Annotated in this window: 11 protein-coding genes; 3 read left to right on the top strand and 8 right to left on the bottom strand. The window is 73.8% G+C overall.

Translation table 11 applies throughout. The annotated features are described in order from the left end of the window. Positions 1 to 77 precede the first annotated feature (77 nt). Together R2E43_RS22145 and R2E43_RS22140 are read right to left on the bottom strand one after the other, a co-directional pair. Positions 78 to 1,622, bottom strand: a complete 1,545-nt coding sequence (locus R2E43_RS22145) for an MFS transporter (protein ID WP_003975611.1) — start codon at positions 1,620 to 1,622, stop codon at positions 78 to 80. A 141-nt stretch (positions 1,623 to 1,763) separates the two neighbouring features. Next, positions 1,764 to 2,417 (bottom strand): TetR/AcrR family transcriptional regulator, encoded by a 654-nt coding sequence (locus R2E43_RS22140; protein WP_030872400.1) that lies wholly within the window; start codon positions 2,415 to 2,417, stop codon positions 1,764 to 1,766. Positions 2,418 to 2,736: 319 nt separating this feature from the next. Here R2E43_RS22140 and R2E43_RS22135 point away from each other — a divergent pair, with 319 nt between their 5' ends. Both R2E43_RS22135 and R2E43_RS22130 read left to right on the top strand, forming a co-directional pair. Next, entirely contained in the window at positions 2,737 to 4,035 is a 1,299-nt protein-coding gene (locus R2E43_RS22135; RefSeq protein ID WP_003975609.1) for a M6 family metalloprotease domain-containing protein, read from the top strand. 59 nt (positions 4,036 to 4,094) lie between these two features. After that, the gene (locus tag R2E43_RS22130) at positions 4,095 to 5,669 is read left to right on the top strand and encodes an IclR family transcriptional regulator domain-containing protein (RefSeq protein ID WP_265697846.1); all 1,575 of its coding nucleotides are present in this window, start codon (positions 4,095 to 4,097) and stop codon (positions 5,667 to 5,669) included. Between the two features lie 241 nt (positions 5,670 to 5,910). Here R2E43_RS22130 and R2E43_RS22125 read toward each other — a convergent pair whose 3' ends face one another. From R2E43_RS22125 to R2E43_RS22100, 6 genes are read right to left on the bottom strand one after another with little or no spacing between them, the layout of a single operon-like run. Beyond that, positions 5,911 to 7,365, bottom strand: a complete 1,455-nt coding sequence (locus R2E43_RS22125; RefSeq protein WP_030872394.1) for a class II 3-deoxy-7-phosphoheptulonate synthase — start codon at positions 7,363 to 7,365, stop codon at positions 5,911 to 5,913. Beyond that, positions 7,362 to 8,138, bottom strand: coding sequence for an indole-3-glycerol phosphate synthase TrpC (gene trpC, locus R2E43_RS22120; protein WP_011028830.1), 777 nt, complete (start codon positions 8,136 to 8,138; stop codon positions 7,362 to 7,364). Before trpC ends, R2E43_RS22125 begins: the two co-directional genes overlap by 4 nt. Then, on the bottom strand, positions 8,135 to 9,142 hold the full coding sequence (trpD, locus tag R2E43_RS22115) for an anthranilate phosphoribosyltransferase (RefSeq protein ID WP_037898115.1): 1,008 nt from the start codon (positions 9,140 to 9,142) through the stop codon (positions 8,135 to 8,137). Before trpD ends, trpC begins: the two co-directional genes overlap by 4 nt. A gap of 16 nt (positions 9,143 to 9,158) precedes the next feature. After that, positions 9,159 to 9,761 (bottom strand): anthranilate synthase component II, encoded by a 603-nt coding sequence (locus R2E43_RS22110; protein ID WP_332056504.1) that lies wholly within the window; start codon positions 9,759 to 9,761, stop codon positions 9,159 to 9,161. Then, entirely contained in the window at positions 9,758 to 11,293 is a 1,536-nt protein-coding gene (locus R2E43_RS22105; RefSeq protein WP_332056503.1) for an anthranilate synthase component I family protein, read from the bottom strand. The genes R2E43_RS22110 and R2E43_RS22105 overlap by 4 nt, the downstream gene beginning before the upstream one ends. Beyond that, positions 11,290 to 12,333 carry a class I SAM-dependent methyltransferase gene (locus tag R2E43_RS22100; RefSeq protein WP_016326468.1) on the bottom strand — a complete coding sequence of 348 codons (1,044 nt, stop codon included), beginning with the start codon at positions 12,331 to 12,333 and terminating at the stop codon, positions 11,290 to 11,292. The genes R2E43_RS22105 and R2E43_RS22100 overlap by 4 nt, the downstream gene beginning before the upstream one ends. Before the next feature lie 265 nt (positions 12,334 to 12,598). On the opposite strand from R2E43_RS22100, the gene R2E43_RS22095 reads away from it, so the two are divergent. After that, positions 12,599 to 14,989, top strand: coding sequence for an HAD-IC family P-type ATPase (locus R2E43_RS22095; protein WP_106518848.1), 2,391 nt, complete (start codon positions 12,599 to 12,601; stop codon positions 14,987 to 14,989). Positions 14,990 to 15,170: the final 181 nt, after the last annotated feature.

Genomic DNA, 15,170 nt, shown 5'->3' with positions numbered 1-15,170 from the left:
GGGAACCGTGTGTACGGGGCGTCCCCTCCCCGTACACACGGGTGGAACAGGGGCCCGAGCGGGTACCGGGGCGGTCGTCAGTGGGCGACGACCGGCACTCGCAGCTCGTCCTCGGCCTCGTCGCCCGCACCGGACCCGGTGACGGCTCCGCCGCCCGGGCGCCCGGCGTTGATGAGGGTCAGGGCGATCGCGGCCGCGACGACCAGGATGCCGACGGCGAACCAGATCGCGCTGGTGTAGCCCTGCACCTGGCCCTCCAGCTGGACCAGCTGCTGCTGGGACCGGGAGGCCGCGCCGCCCATGTGGTCGGCGATGTAGGACGTGGTGGCGGAGGCGGCGATCGTGTTCAGCAGCGCCGTGCCGATCGCGCCGCCCACCTGCTGCGAGGTGTTGACCATCGCGGAGGCGACACCGGCGTCCCGCGCCTCCACGCCCATGGTGGCCATGGACATGGCCGGCATGAACGCCGTACCCATGCCGAGGCCGAGCAGCAGCATGCCGGGCAGCAGCACACCGGCGTAGGAGGTGTCGACCTCCAGCTGGGTCAGGAACAGCATGCCGACGGCGGCGACCAGGAAGCCGGGGCCCATCAGCAGCCGGGGCGCGACCCGGGTCATCAGCCGGGCACCGATCTGCGTGGAGCCCGTGATCATGCCCGCGATCATCGGCAGGAAGGCGAAGCCGGTCTTCACCGGCGTGTAGCCCTTCACGATCTGCAGGTAGTAGGTCAGGAAGAGGAACAGGCCGAACATCGCGATGATGGCCAGGCCCAGCGAGAGGTAGATCCCGCCCCGGTTGCGCTCGGTGATCACGCGCAGCGGCAGCAGCGGGGCCTTGACCCGGGCCTCGACGAGCACGAAGGCCAGCAGCAGCACGGCCGAGCCGACGAACATGCCGACCGTCACGGCGTCGCTCCAGCCGTTGGACTCGGCGCGGGTGAAGCCGTAGACCAGCGCGACCAGTCCGAGGGTGGACAGGATGACGCCGGGGATGTCGAGCGGCGAGCGGTTGCGGCCGCCCTTCGGCTCACGGATGACGAGGTACGCGCCGGCCGCGGCGACGATGGCGAACGGGATGTTGACGAAGAACGTCCAGCGCCAGTTCAGGTACTCGGTGAGGAAACCGCCGAGGATCAGGCCCACGGCGCCACCGCCACCGGCGATCGCACCGTAGATGCCGAACGCCTTGGCACGCTCCTTGGCGTCCGTGAACATCACGGCGAGCAGGGAGAGCGCGGCCGGCGCGAGCAGGGCACCGAAGACGCCCTGGAGGGCGCGGGAGCCGAACATCATCGCCTCGTTGGTGGCCGCGCCGCCCAGCGCGGAGGCGACGGCGAAGCCGGCCAGACCGAGGACGAAGGTGCGCTTGCGGCCCCACAGGTCGGCTATCCGGCCACCGAACAGCAGCAGACCGCCGAAGGCGAGGGCGTAGGCCGTGACGACCCACTGCCGGTTGCCGTCGGAGATGCCGAGGTCCTGCTGCGCGGAGGGGAGGGCGATGTTCACGATGGTGGCGTCGAGGACCACCATCAGCTGGGCGAGCGCGATGAAGACCAGCGCTTTCCAGCGGCCGGCGTCCGGGGCGTCGCTGACGCCGGAGGCCTTGACGGCTGTTTGAGACATGGGGATACCCACTTCGGACTTCGTGACGGAAAAAGATGAGAAAAGGGACGAGTATGCCCGCACCGACGGCCCGCTGTCAGCGGCGGAGCCGAGAACCCGGCGTCGGTGGCGGTACTGGCGCTACTGGCGTTACTGGCGTTGCTACTGGTCGCAGGGCCGGCGCAGGTCCTCCAGGGTCACGGCCGCTCCCGGCAGGACGGAGCGGGCGGGAGCCCGCAGCCCGTCCAGGAACAGCTGAAGATGGCGATGGACGAACCGGTCGGCGTTCACGCACCCCGTACCGGCCGGGGGCCGGCTGAGCTGGGCCGCGGCGATCATCAGATCGCCGACGCCCACGTCGCCGCGGAGCTGACCGGCCGCCTTCGCCCGGTCCATGACCTCGGCGACCAGGCGCTCGACCCGTCCGCGGGCCGCCTCCAGGTCGGGGTGGTGCTGGTCGAACGTGCTGGCCACCATGGGGCACAGGGCGCTGATCCGCTCGTCGGCGGAGGCGTGCACGAAGCGCTCCAGCGCCTCGAACGCGTCACCGGTCTCCGCGAGGGCCAGCTCGGCCGCCCGTGCCGTGCGGTCCATGACCGAGCAGACGACCTCGCGGACGAGGGCGTCGCGGTCGGGGAAGTTGCGGTACACCGTGGCGTTGCCCACGCCGGCCCGGCGGGCGACGTCGTCGAGGGGCACGTCCGGCCCGTGCTCGACGAACATCTCCCGGGCGGCGAGGACGATCCGCTCCCGGTTGCGCAGAGCATCGGCGCGGGGCCGGGCCACCTTGCGCTGATCGGGAATCGCGGTCTGCACGGCGTACTCCTTCGTGTCTGTGGTGTCTGTGAGGGTGTCGGTCACGGGTGTGACGACTGGGTTCACGATCCGGGGAGGGAATCCCCGTTTCGCTCGGACACAGGTCTAAACGGGGAAACGATCCCCGGTTATTTCCCGCTGCCGAAGAACTTTCCGGTGACCTGAGTCACACCCGGGCCCCGGCCCGTCCCCCGGTCGGCGGCTACCGGTGAGAAACCCACGATCGGCCTCTCCAGCGCGCGCCCGCCCACCCCTCGGCACAGGGTGAGCGCAAGGGTGCAGCCGGTGCCGGGCGGCTGCCGTGGCCGGGGAGGTCCGCATGCAGCCGCCGCCGCAGGCGCAGCCGCCGAGCCGCCGCATACGCCCGCGCAGACCGGCCGCCGCCGGGACCGTCGCCGTCCTGACCCTCGCGCTCTGCACCTCGGCCGGCACCGGCCGGCTCGCGCCCGGCACCTCGACCGCGGGCCCCGGCCCCGCCGCCCTCTCCCGCTCCTCCGCGCACGGCCCGTGCATGATCGGCGGCGGCGCCGAGATCCAGATGTCCGAGGGCGTGCCCACCTCCGCCGGCTACGCCCGCTCGACCGGCACCGTCCGCGCCCTCAACCTGATGATCGACTTCTCGGACGCGCCCGGCGAGGGCAAGGCGCTCGACCGGTACGCGGAGTTCTTCCCGCAGACCGAGGAGTGGTTCCGCACCAGCAGCTACGGCCGCCTCGACTACCGCCCGGAGACCCCGGTCCGGGACTGGCTGCGGATGCCCAAGTCCTTCGCGGAGTACGGCATAGAGCGCGGCGCCCCCTTCGAACCCGGCTACCGCAAACTGGTCCAGGATCTGGTCGCGGCGGCCGACTCCAAGGTCGACTTCCGCTCGTACGACCTCCTGAACGTGCTGGTCACCCCGAACGCGGGGCCCTCCGCCCTGGACACGGTCCTGTCCGTGACCTTCGCCGGGAACCAGGAGGCCCCGGTCGCCGACGGCGTGCCGGTGGCCAACGCCTCCTTCGTCTACTCCCGCCAGGACGACGGCTCCGGCTCCTACGACGAGACCGGCTACCGCGTGCTCCCGCACGAGAACGGCCACGTCTTCGGCCTCCCGGACCTCTACACCCAGGAGGGCGGCGGGGCCGTCGGCCACTGGGACATCATGAGCGAGGACTGGGGCGCCAACAACGACCTCCTGGGCTGGCACAAGTGGAAGCTGGGCTGGCTCGACCCGTCCCAGGTGCACTGCGCGTCCGCGCCGGGGACCACGGAGTACACGCTGACCCCGCTGGCCCGCAAGGGCGGCGACAAGCTGGTCGTCCTCCCGCTGAGCGGCACCTCCGGCTACGCCGTCGAACTGCGCACCCGCGAGGGCAACGACGAGACGGTGTGCCGGCCCGGCGTACTGATCTACAAGGTCGACGCGGACGTCGACACCGGCATGGGCCCGGTACGGGTGTACGACTCCCGGCGCGACAGCGGCGGCTGCACCCGCAGCCCCAACGTCCACGCCGAACTCTCGGACGCCGCCTTCACCCCGGGCGAGACCTTCGAGGACCCGCGCAAGGGCGTCACGATCAAGGTGTCGGAGAAGGACGGCGAGGGCGACGTCCGGGTGCGGGTGACGCGGAGATGACGGCCGGGCGATCGGGGCTACCGTAGGCGGCCTGCCGTGATCGCCGTACCGGAGAGCCGATGCCCGCCCACACCACTCACGACGCCGCCCGCGACGAGGCGGTCGCGCCGCTGCTGCGCGGCATCGCCGTACTCGGCCGGCTGACCGGGGCGGACGGCGGCACCCTCAGCCTCAGTGCCCTGGAGCGGACCACCGGCCTGGCCCGCTCCACGGTCGACCGCCTCACGGCGACCCTCGCCCGCATGGGGTACGTCCGGCTGGACGGCCGGGACGTGGCCCTGGCCCCCCGCCTGATGGAGCTCGGCAACGCCTATCTCGCCGCGCTCCGCCTCCCCGCCCTGCTCTCCGCCCGTGCCGACGGCCTGGCCGACGAACTCGACGAGTCCGTGTCACTGGCCGTCGGCGACCGGGACGGCATCCGCTTCATCCACCAGGCCACCCGCCGCCGCGCCATGTCCCTGAGCTTCCGCATCGGCGACCTGCTGCCGGCCGAACGCACCGCCCCGGGGCCCCTGTTCGCCGCGGAATGGACCGCATCGGACTGGCACCGGTGGCGGGAGCGCCGGGCCGCGGACCCGGGAGACCACTCCTTCCCCGCCGTGCCGCCACGCGAACCCGGCGCCCCCGGCGAGGACTTCGCCCGGCGGGCGGCGAAGGCGGCGGCCGACGGCTGGGCGCTGGACGACCAGCTGATCGAACCGGGCCTGGTCGCCGTCTCGGTCCCGGTACGGGACCCCGGCACCGGCCGGGTGGCGTGCGTGGCCAGCGTGGTGAGCCACACCAGCCGCCACACGGCACCGGACCTGCGGGCCGCCCTGCTCCCCCGGCTGCGCGCGGCGGTCACGGCGATGGAGGACGACCTGCGCGCCGCACCGGCCCCGGAACCGGGCCCGCCGCCCGCCGGCCTGGCCCTGTGGACGGGCGCCTCCAAGCAGGAACTGGGCCGGGAGTTCGTCGAGTCCCTGGCCCGCGGCCTGACCGTACTGACCGCCTTCGGCGAGGGCCGCTCCGCGCTGACCCTGACCCAGGTCGCGCAGGCGACCGGCCTGGCCCGTGCGACCGCCCGCCGGGCACTGCTCACCCACGCACGGGCGGGCCTGGTGGCGCCCGCCGCCGGCCACACCTTCACCCTCACCCCCCGGGTCCTGTCCCTCGGCTTCCCGCCGCTGTCCCGCACCTCCCTCCCCGAGATCGCCCAGCCCCACCTGACCGCCCTGGCCGAGCGGGTCCACGAGTCGGCGTCCCTCGCCGTCCTGTCGGACTCGGGCGAGGAGATCCAGTACACGGCCCGGGCGTCCGCGGCCCGTGTCCTGAGCGCCCGGGTCACGGTCGGCACCCGGCTGCCGGCCCGTGCGACGGCGCTGGGCCGCGTCCTGCTGGCCCTGCCCGAGGTCCGGGCGCGGGGCTACGCCCTGGTCGACGAGGAGCTGGAGGCCGGGCTGCGCGCCATCGCGGTCCCGGTGCGGGACCGTACGGGGCGGGTGGTGGCGGCCCTGAACGTCGCGCTGCACGCGGCCCGCCGCACGGCGGACGACTGCGTGGCGCAGATCCTGCCGGAGCTGCGGCACACGGCGGACCTGGTCGAGACCGAGCTGCGGGTGGCGGGGCGCTTCTGCCGCGTGGCGGTCGTCTGACCCACCGCGGGGGCGGACAGCGGCCCGGGGGCGGCGGGTCCGGACTCGGCGGACCCGCCGCCCCCGGGCCGGTTGCGCCAGGAGCCTGCGGGGGATTTTTCAGGCCCCTGCGCACGAGGGTACGGAGACCGTTCACGGCGGCGCACCTGGCGTTCGTCAGGTAGGGGCCTTACCTTCGGCAGTACGACGGCCGGGCGGTGGAACGCTCCGCCCCACCCTCCCGGCCCGTACGCACCCGCCCTCACGCACCGCCGCGCAGCTCACGCAGCAACCGGGCGACGCCGAAGGCGAGTTCGATCGACTGGGCGGCGTTCAGCCGGGGATCGCAGGCCGTCTCGTACCGGCTGGCCAGGTGGGTGTCCAGCACCTCGTCGAGGTCGCCGCCGAGGCACTCGGTGACGTCGTCGCCGGTGAGTTCGAGATGGATGCCGCCCGGGTGCAGGCCCTCCTCGCGGTGCACCGCGAAGAACTCGGCCACCTCGGTGGTGATGTCCGACAGCCGGCGGGTCTTGTAGCCGCTCGCGGAGACGAAGGTGTTCCCGTGCATGGGGTCGCAGGCCCACACCGGAGCGTGCCCGGCGTCCCGCACGGCCCGCAGCAGCGGCGGCAGCAGCTCCGCGCCGCGCCCGGCGCCGAGCCTGCTGATCAGGACGAGCCGGCCCGGCGCCCGGTCGGGGTCCAGCCGCTCGCACAGTTCCCGCAGGTCGTCGACGCCCATGGTGGGCCCCACCTTGACGCCGACCGGGTTGTCCACCCCGGCGAGCAGTTCCACGTGCGCGCCGTCGACGCCGCGGGTGCGGTCGCCGATCCACAGCAGGTGCGCACTGGTGTCGAACCAGCCCCGCCGCTTCTCGTCGTACCGGATCAGCGCCTGCTCGTACTGCGGCAGCAGCGCCTCGTGCGAGGTGTAGAGCTGGACCTGGTGCAGGGCGGCCTGGGAGCGGGTGTCCAGGCCGCAGGCGGACATGAACCTGAGGGCCCAGGTGATGTCGTCGGCGGCCTTCTCGTACCGCTGTCCGGCGGGGCTGCGCCGGACGAACTCCTGGTTCCAGTCGTGGACCTGGCCCAGGTCGGCGTAGCCGCCCAGGGTCAGCGCCCGCAGCACGTTCAGGGCCGCCGAGGCGTGGTGGTAGGCGCTCAGCAGCCGGCCGGCGTCCGGGCGGCGGGCCTCGGCGGTGAACTCGGGGCCGTTGACGATGTCCCCGCGGTAGACGGGCAGTTCGACGCCGTCGACGGTCTCCGTGGGGCGGCTGCGGGGCTTGCCGAACTGGCCGGCGATTCTGCCCACCTTCACCACCGGCAGCCCGGAGCCGTAGGTGAGCAGGATGGCCACCTGGAGGATGACCCGCAGCTTGCCGCGCACCCCTGCCTCGGTGCAGGAGCCGAACCGCTCCGCGCAGTCGCCCGCCTGGAGCAGGAAGCCCTCCCCCGCGGCGACCTGGGCCAGGGAGCGGCGCAGGTCGAGGATCTCGTCGGGCAGCACCAGGGGCGGCCTGAGCGCGAGGGTGTCCTCCACGCCGCGCAGTTCCCCGGGGTCGGGCCACTCGGGCTGCTGCGCGGCCGGCCGGCTCCGCCACGAGCCGGGGGTCCATCCGCCCCGCCCGGCGTCGGCCGCGGGGCCGGTCGGGCCCGGGGCCGCGGTGCCGGTCCCGGCCGGGGCCGTGCGGGGTTGCGTGTACGTGTCGCTCGCCGTCATCCGACCAGTCCCTTGATCGTGGTACCGGGGTCACCGGCCCGCATGAGCAGTTCTCCGACCAGGACCGCGTCCACCCCGGCCGCTTCCAGCGCGCGGGCGTCGGGTGCGCCGCGCACGCCGCTCTCCCCGACCATGACCCGCCCGGTGCCGACCCGCCCCCGCAGCCGGGCCGAAAGGGTCCGGTCGATCGAGAAGTCCCGCAGGTCGCGGTGGTTGACGCCGATCACGTCGGCGCCCGCCTCCAGGGCCACGTCCACTTCCCGTTCGTCGTGCACCTCGACCAGCGCCTCCATGCCGCAGGCACGGGTGCGGGCCAGGAGTGCGGCGAGCCGTGCGGGGGCGAGCGCGGCGACGATCAGCAGCAGGGCGTCGGCGCCGAGCGCCCGGGCCTCCAGGATCTGGTACTCGTCGACGACGAAGTCCTTGCGTAGGACGGGGAGTTCGCAGGCGGCGCGGGCGACGGCCAGGTGGTCCGGGCTGCCGCCGAAGCCCGCCTCGTGGGTGAGCACCGACACGGCGTGGGCGCCGCCGCCCTGATAGGCGCGGGCCAGTTCGGCCGGCCGGTAGTCGTCGGTGAGCGGCCCCTTGGAGGGGCTGCGGGGCTTCATCTCGGCGATGACCGCGAGCCCGGGTTCGCGCAGCGCGGCGGCGAAGTCCCGGGCCGGGGGCGCCGCGGCGGCCAGCTCGGTCAGCTTCGCCTCGGTGCGCAGCGCGCGCCGGCGCCCGGTCTGCGACTCGGCCTCGGCGACGAGGCCGGCGAGGATGCCGCTCATGCCGGCACCTCCACCAGGTCCGCCCGCTGCCAGGAGGCGTGGGCCCAGCGGTCGAGCAGGCCCGCGGCGGCGCCCCCGTCGACGGCGGACGCGGCCAGCCGCAGCCCGTCGGACCAGGTGCCGGCCAGGCCGGCGACCCGCAGCGCCGCGGCGGCGTTGAGCAGGACGACGTCCCGCGCGGGTCCGCGCCCGCCGGCCAGGACACGGCGCAGGACGGCCGCGTTGACGGCGCGGTCGCCGCCCGCCAGGTCGCCGGGGCGGGACCGGGCCAGGCCGTGCTCGGCGGGGTCGAAGCGGTGGGTGGTGCGCCGTCCGTCGCGCAGTTCGACCAGGTGGGCGGGGGCGGCGGTGCTCAGTTCGTCCATGCCGTCCGCGCTGTGGAAGACCAGGGCGCGGGTGACGCCGAGCCGTTCGAGGACCTCGGTCATCGGTTCCACCAGCTCGCGGCTCGGCACCCCCAGGGTGCGCAGCCGGGCGCCCGAGGGGTTGCACAGGGGTCCCAGCAGGTTGAAGACGGTCCGCGCGCCCAGTTCCCGGCGCGGTCCCGCCGTGTGCCGGAAGGCCGGGTGGAAGACCGGGGCGAACAGGAAGGTGATCCCGGTGCGGTCCAGGCAGGCGGCGGCCTCCTCGGCGCCGAGGTCGATGCGGACGCCCAGTTCCTCCAGCACGTCGGCGCTGCCGCAGGCGGAGGACGCGCTGCGGTTGCCGTGCTTGGCGACCCGTACCCCGCAGGCGGCGGCGACGATCGCGGCGGCGGTGGAGATGTTGAAGGTGTTCAGCCCGTCGCCGCCGGTCCCGCAGGTGTCGAGCAGATCGCCGCCCGCGCGCGGGACCGGGGTGGCGAACTCCTGGGCGGCGCGGGCCATGCCGGCCAGGTTGTCGGCGGAGGCGCCGCGGACCGTGACGGCCAGTGCGAAGGCGGCGATCTGGGCGGCCGTGGCCTCGCCGCGCATGATCACGCGCATCGCGTCGGCCGCCTCGGCCTCGGTGAGGGGCCGTTGCACGAGCGTTCTCAGTGACTCAATCATCGACGCACTCCAGGAAGTTCGCGATCAGCTGCTTGCCCTCGGGGCTGAGCACCGACTCGGGGTGGAACTGCACCCCGTGGACCGGGTGCGTGCGGTGGCGCAGGCCCATGACCGTGCCGTCCGCGGTGCGGGCGGTGACGGTCAGCTCGTCCGGCAGGCCGGCGGGCTCGACCACGAGCGAGTGGTAGCGGGTGGCGCTGAACGGGTCGGGCAGGCCGGCGAACACCCCGCCGCCGTCGTGGTGCACGGCACTGGCCTTGCCGTGCACCTGCTCGCCGCGCACCACCGAGCCGCCGTAGGCGACGGCGACGGCCTGGTGGCCCAGGCACACGCCGAGGACGGGCAGCCGTGCGCCGAGTGCGCGGACCGCGTCCACGCAGATGCCGGCGCCGGCGGGGGTGCCGGGGCCCGGCGAGAGCAGCAGCAGGTCGAATCCGGCGAGTTCGGCGACGGTGACGGCGTCGTTGCGGAACACCGTGGGGCGGCCGCCCAGTTCGGCGACGTAGTGGACGAGGTTGTAGGTGAACGAGTCGTAGTTGTCGATCACCGCGACCCGTGGCGCCGTGCCCACGCGGGTGCCGGTGGGGGCGCTCATGCCGCCGCCTCCGCCCGCCGTACGGCCGTGAGCATGGCGCGCGACTTGTGCAGGGTCTCGCGGAACTCGGCCGCGGGGTCGGAGTCGGCGACGATCCCGGCGCCCGCCTGCACGTGCACGTGGCCGTCGGCGACGACCATGGTGCGCAGGGCGATGGCGAAGTCGGTCAGACCGTCCGCGCCGACGAAGCCGAGGGCGCCGCCGTACACCCCGCGCTGCTCGGGCTCCAGCTCGGCGATGATCTCCATGGCCCGGATCTTGGGCGCCCCGGAGAGCGTTCCGGCGGGGAAGGCCGAGCGCAGGGCGTCCAGCGCGTCCCGGCCCTCGGCGAGCCGTCCGCGCACGGTGGACGACAGGTGCATCACGTGGGAGAAGCGCTCGACCCGCATCAGCCGCTCCACCCGGACCGTGCCCGGCTCGGTGACCCGGCCCAGGTCGTTGCGACCGAGGTCGACCAGCATGACGTGTTCGGCGCGTTCCTTCTCGTCGGCGCGCAGCTCCCGCTCCAGCCGCAGGTCCTCGGCGGGGTCGGGGTGGCGGGGCCGGGTGCCCGCGAGGGGCCGGGTGCGCACCGTGCGGCCCTCCGCCTTGACGAGCAGCTCGGGCGAGGCGCCGATCACGTGCCGGCCGCCGCCCAGGCTCAGGTGGTACATGTACGGCGAGGGGTTGGTGGCCCGCAGGTGCCGGTACAGGTCGGTCGGCCGGGCGCGCAGCGGCCTGCTGAGCCGCCGGGAGAGCACGATCTGGAAGGCGTCACCGGCCGCGATGTGCTCCCGGGCGCGGGCGACCCGCTCGGTGAACTGTGCCTCGGTGAGGTTCGCGGTCCAGCCCTGCGTCCCGTGGTCGGCCGGCGTGGCGGCGGCGAGCGGGCGGCCGGAGAAGGCGGCGGGTGCCGGCGCGCGGCGCAGGGCGCGGTTGAGGCGCACGATGCGGGCGACGGCGTCGTCGTAGGACTCGCGGGCCGGGCGGTACAGGGTCATCAGCAGGACGCGCCGGGTCGCGTGGTCGAAGACGACGAGGTCGTCGGCGGCGAGGAAGGCGGACTCGGGCAGTCCGGGCGGCGGTCCGGCGGCCAGGGGCAGGTCCTCGAAGTGGCGGGCCGCCTCGTACCCGAGGTAGCCGACGACGCCGCCGTGGAACGGCGGCAGTCCGGGCACCGGCGCCACGGACCGGGCCAGGTGGGACCGCAGCGCGGTCAGCGGGTCGCCGCCGGTCGGCTCGAGCGGCACCGGTCGGTGACCGACGTACGAGTACCGTGCCACGCCGCCGGAGACCGGCACGCTCTCCAGCAGGAAGCCCGCCTCGTCCGGTCCGCACAGCTGGGCGAAGGCGGTGACGGGGCTGACCGAGTCGTCCAGGAACTCCTGGTGGAGCGGGACGACGTCGTGCTCGCGGGCGAGTGCCGCGGCGGCGGCGCGGTGCGGGACGGTGGCGCGGGCGGCCTCCTCGGCCTCCGTCGCGTCCGGTGGCTTCTGTGAGCCCGGTGCGCCCTGTGGGTCCGTCGTGGGCGCCTCGGCGGCGTGGGTGGTCATGCCGCCTTCCCGGCGGTGGCCGAGACCCGGCCCACTCCGACGACGGCACGCCGCGGAATGGTGACGCGCCACCCGCCGGTGCCCTCCTGGCGCAGTTCGCTCGAGGCGAGGCCGCCCTCGGCGTCCGGGTAGCGGAAGACGGCCTTGGCGGTCTCGGCGACCCAGCGGTACGCCTCCTGCTCGGTGCGCCCCTCGAAGACCTTGACCAGGCCGTACATGTTCAGCAGGTACCGGCCGATCTCCAGCTCCGCCTCCTCGGGGGTGGCGGCGACCGCGGTGTAGGGGTCGTCGATCTCCACGACCTCGCGGTGGTCGTAGCCGGCCTTCTCCAGGTACCCCTCGATCTCGTCCCGGGTGAAGTGCAGGAACTTGTGGCCGGTCGCCGAGTACACGTCGGTGACCTCCTCGAACCACACGTCCACCGGCGAGCCGACGAGGAAGTCGTGCAGGACGAACGTGCCGCCGGGGCGGAGCATCCGGCGGGCCTCGGTGGCCACCGTCTGCCGGTCCGAGGACGGCACGTGGTGCGAGCCGTAGGCCAGCAGTACGGCGTCGACGCTGTGGTCGCGCAGCAGCGGCTGCTCGGCCCGCTGGAGCAGGGCGGGCACGCCGGCCGCCCACGCCGTGGTCACCATGTGGGGGGACGCGTCGCAGGTGAGGATGTTGAAGTCGCCGATGCCCAGCTCCTCGCAGACCTTGCGCACCAGTCCGTCGCCGCCGAGCAGGTCGACCAGGACGGGCCGGTCGCCGGCCGCGGTGCGGCGGGCGGTCTCGGCGAAGCCGAGGAGCTTCCTGATCCCCGTCTCGCGGGCGCGCCGGTTGAGGGCCTGGGCCTGTACGTACTCCACGCCCCGGCTGCCCTCGCCGTCGGCGCCGAAATCGTCGTGCCGCCCGGGGGCGCTGCCCCTGGCCGCCTCCCAGGCGGCGATCCGCCGGGGGTCGGCCAGGGCGTGCAGCTCGGGGTGGCTCCGCCGCAGTTCCGCCAGCTGCCCCTGCACGTCGTCCCCGGTCACGGTGGGTCCGCTCGTCTGTGCGCGCATGCGTCGGGATCTCCTCGGGTGGGGGTGGACGCGGGCAAGACGATGCCCGCCGGGCCTGCCCGCACGACGGTAGGAGCGTCAACTTTCTCCTCGATATCGATTGGTTTTCGCCCCGCCCGGCCAAGATCCGTCCCTGTCGAAAGTAAGGCCCAAGAGACGTCGTTCGTGCCTGGTGACGGCGGATGACGGGCTCCTACAGTCACTTCGCGGGGGACGCAGCCGAGACCGGAACTGAGCGCGGAGTCGAGCCCGGAGGGCGTCAGGGATGAAGAACCAGTTGGACGAGCCGGGGGGCGCGGTCCGCGTCGGCGGGGGTGGCGGCCTGAGCGCGGCGGAGGTCGCCGAACGGGTCGCGGCGGGGCAGGTCAACGACGTACCGGCCCGGTCGAGCCGCACGATCGGGGAGATCGTCCGCAGCAACCTGTTCACCCGCATCAACGCGATCATCGGCGTGCTGTTCGTCATCGTGATGATCGTCGGGCCGGTGCAGGACGGTCTGTTCGGCGGCGTCATCCTCGCCAACACCGCGATCGGCATCATCCAGGAGGTGCGCGCCAAGCGGACCCTGGACCAGCTGGCGATCGTCGGCGAGAGCCGGCCGCGGGTGTGGCGGGACGGGCAGCGGCTGGAACTCAGCGCCTCCGAGATCGTCATCGACGACTCCATCGACCTCGGTCAGGGCGACAAGATCGTGGTGGACGGCACCGTCACCTCGGGCGACAGCCTGGAGGTCGACGAGTCGCTGCTCACCGGCGAGGCCGACCCGGTGGTCAAGCAGCCCGGCGACCCGGTGATGTCCGGCAGCTTCGTGGTGGCCGGCTCGGGGACGTTCACCGCCACCCGGGTGGGCAAGGAGGCGTACGCCTCGCAGCTCGCCGACGAGGCGCGGCGCTTCAGCCTCGTCAACTCCGAGCTGCGCAACGGCATCGACCGGATCCTGAAGTTCGTCACCTACGCGATCGTCCCGGCGGGCATCGCGCTGATCATCACCCAGTTCGTGGTGAACGACGACAACTTCTCGGAGGCGATCCGGCGCATGGTGGGCGGTCTCGTCCCCATGGTGCCCGAGGGCCTGGTGCTGCTGACCTCGCTGGCCTTCGCGGTCGGCGTGGTCCGGCTCGGCAAGAAGCAGTGCCTCGTGCAGGAGCTGCCCGCCATCGAGGGGCTGGCGCGGGTGGACACGGTCTGCCTGGACAAGACGGGCACGCTCACCGAGGCCTCGATGGACGTCGACGAGGTCCTTCCGCTGCTGCCGGAGCTGCCGGTCGACGCGGTGCTCGGTGCCCTGGGCGCCGCCGACGAGCGGCCCAACGCCAGCCTCCAGGCGATCATCGAGTCGTACCCCGCCCCCGAGGGCTGGCGGCGCACCGCCACCGCGCCGTTCTCGTCCGCCCGGCGCTGGAGCGGCGCCTCCTTCGCCGAGCCCTCCGGCACGGAGTCGGCGTGGCTGCTGGGGGCACCGGACACGATGCTGCCGGCCGGGCACTCGGTGCTCACCGCCGCCGACTCCTACGGGGCCCGGGGCCTGCGGGTCCTGCTCCTGGCGCGCAGCGACCGGCCGCTGGACGCGCTGATGGACGACCCCGCGGCCGTGCCCGCCGCCGTCACGGCCGCCGCGCTCGTCGTCATCAAGCAGCGGGTGCGGCCGGAGGCGCGGGCCACCCTGGACTACTTCGCCGACCAGGGCGTCACGGCCAAGGTGATCTCGGGCGACAACGCGGTCTCGGTGGGAGCCGTGGCGTCGAGCCTGTCGCTGCCCGGGGCGGAACGGCCGGTGGACGCCCGGTTCCTGCCGGACGAGCCGGCCGAACTGGCCGACGCGGTCGAGGAGAACACCGTCTTCGGACGGGTGGGACCGCAGCAGAAGCGGGACATGGTGGGCGCGCTCCAGTCCCGCGGGCACACCGTGGCGATGACGGGCGACGGCGTCAACGACGTCCTCGCGCTCAAGGACGCGGACATCGGCGTGGGGATGGGCTCGGGCAGCCCGGCCACCCGGGCGGTCGCGCAGATCGTCCTGCTGAACAACAACTTCTCGGCGCTGCCCTCGGTGGTCGCGGAGGGGCGCCGGGTCATCGGCAACATCGAGCGGGTGGCCAACCTCTTCCTCACCAAGACCGTCTACTCGGTGCTGATGGCGCTGGTGGTCGTGATCGCCCAGGTGCCCTACCCGTTCCTGCCGCGCCACATCACGCTGGTCGGGTCGCTGACCATCGGCATCCCCGCGTTCTTCCTCGCCCTCGCGCCCAACAAGGAGCGGGCCAGGTCCAACTTCGTCGGCCGGGTGCTCAGGTTCGCGATCCCGGCCGGCGCGCTCGCGGCCGCCGCCACCTCGGTCGCCTATCTGATCGCCCGGTCGGTGTACGACGACAACCTGGACGCCGAGACCTCGGCGGCGACCCTCGCGCTGTTCCTCACGGCCCTGTGGGCGCTGGCCGTCATCGCCCGCCCCTACACCTGGTGGCGCGTGCTGCTGGTGCTGACCATGGCGGTGGGCTTCGCCGTGGTGCTGGTGGTGCCCTACCTCCAGGAGTTCTTCCAGCTGAAGCTGGTCGGCGTCACCGCGCCGTGGGCGGCGGTCGCCTGTGCGGCGGTCGCCGGGCTGGTGCTGGAGTTCGTGTGGGCACGTATGCGGCGTCGTCTCGACGCCGACTGAGCCCACCGGGCGGTCGACCCCCGTACCGCCCGGTGAAGAGGAGGGGACGCCCGGTCCGTGCCGGGCGTCCCCTCCGTCTTTGTGCGCCCCGCGGCGACCGGAACGACACGATCCGGCCAAACCTGCGCAGCGGTGCGGCCGGAGGAGCCGCTTCCGGGCCGTTCGACGGGCGGCCCGCCAC

It is taken from the genome of Streptomyces violaceoruber (assembly GCF_033406955.1).
GTDB classification, from domain to species: domain Bacteria; phylum Actinomycetota; class Actinomycetes; order Streptomycetales; family Streptomycetaceae; genus Streptomyces; species Streptomyces violaceoruber.
The sequence above is the reverse complement of the archived record's forward strand: the minus strand, read 5'-3'. Positions and strand labels throughout refer to the sequence as shown.

Coding starts and splice junctions, on each gene's coding strand:
- R2E43_RS22145 (WP_003975611.1), bottom strand. CDS start 1,622: ATGTCTCAAACAGCCGTCAAGGCCTCCGGCGTCAGCGACGCCCCGGAC.
- R2E43_RS22135 (WP_003975609.1), top strand. CDS start 2,737: ATGCAGCCGCCGCCGCAGGCGCAGCCGCCGAGCCGCCGCATACGCCCG.
- R2E43_RS22130 (WP_265697846.1), top strand. CDS start 4,095: ATGCCCGCCCACACCACTCACGACGCCGCCCGCGACGAGGCGGTCGCG.
- R2E43_RS22125 (WP_030872394.1), bottom strand. CDS start 7,365: ATGACGGCGAGCGACACGTACACGCAACCCCGCACGGCCCCGGCCGGG.
- trpC (WP_011028830.1), bottom strand. CDS start 8,138: ATGAGCGGCATCCTCGCCGGCCTCGTCGCCGAGGCCGAGTCGCAGACC.
- R2E43_RS22110 (WP_332056504.1), bottom strand. CDS start 9,761: ATGAGCGCCCCCACCGGCACCCGCGTGGGCACGGCGCCACGGGTCGCG.
- R2E43_RS22105 (WP_332056503.1), bottom strand. CDS start 11,293: ATGACCACCCACGCCGCCGAGGCGCCCACGACGGACCCACAGGGCGCA.
- R2E43_RS22100 (WP_016326468.1), bottom strand. CDS start 12,333: ATGCGCGCACAGACGAGCGGACCCACCGTGACCGGGGACGACGTGCAG.
- R2E43_RS22095 (WP_106518848.1), top strand. CDS start 12,599: ATGAAGAACCAGTTGGACGAGCCGGGGGGCGCGGTCCGCGTCGGCGGG.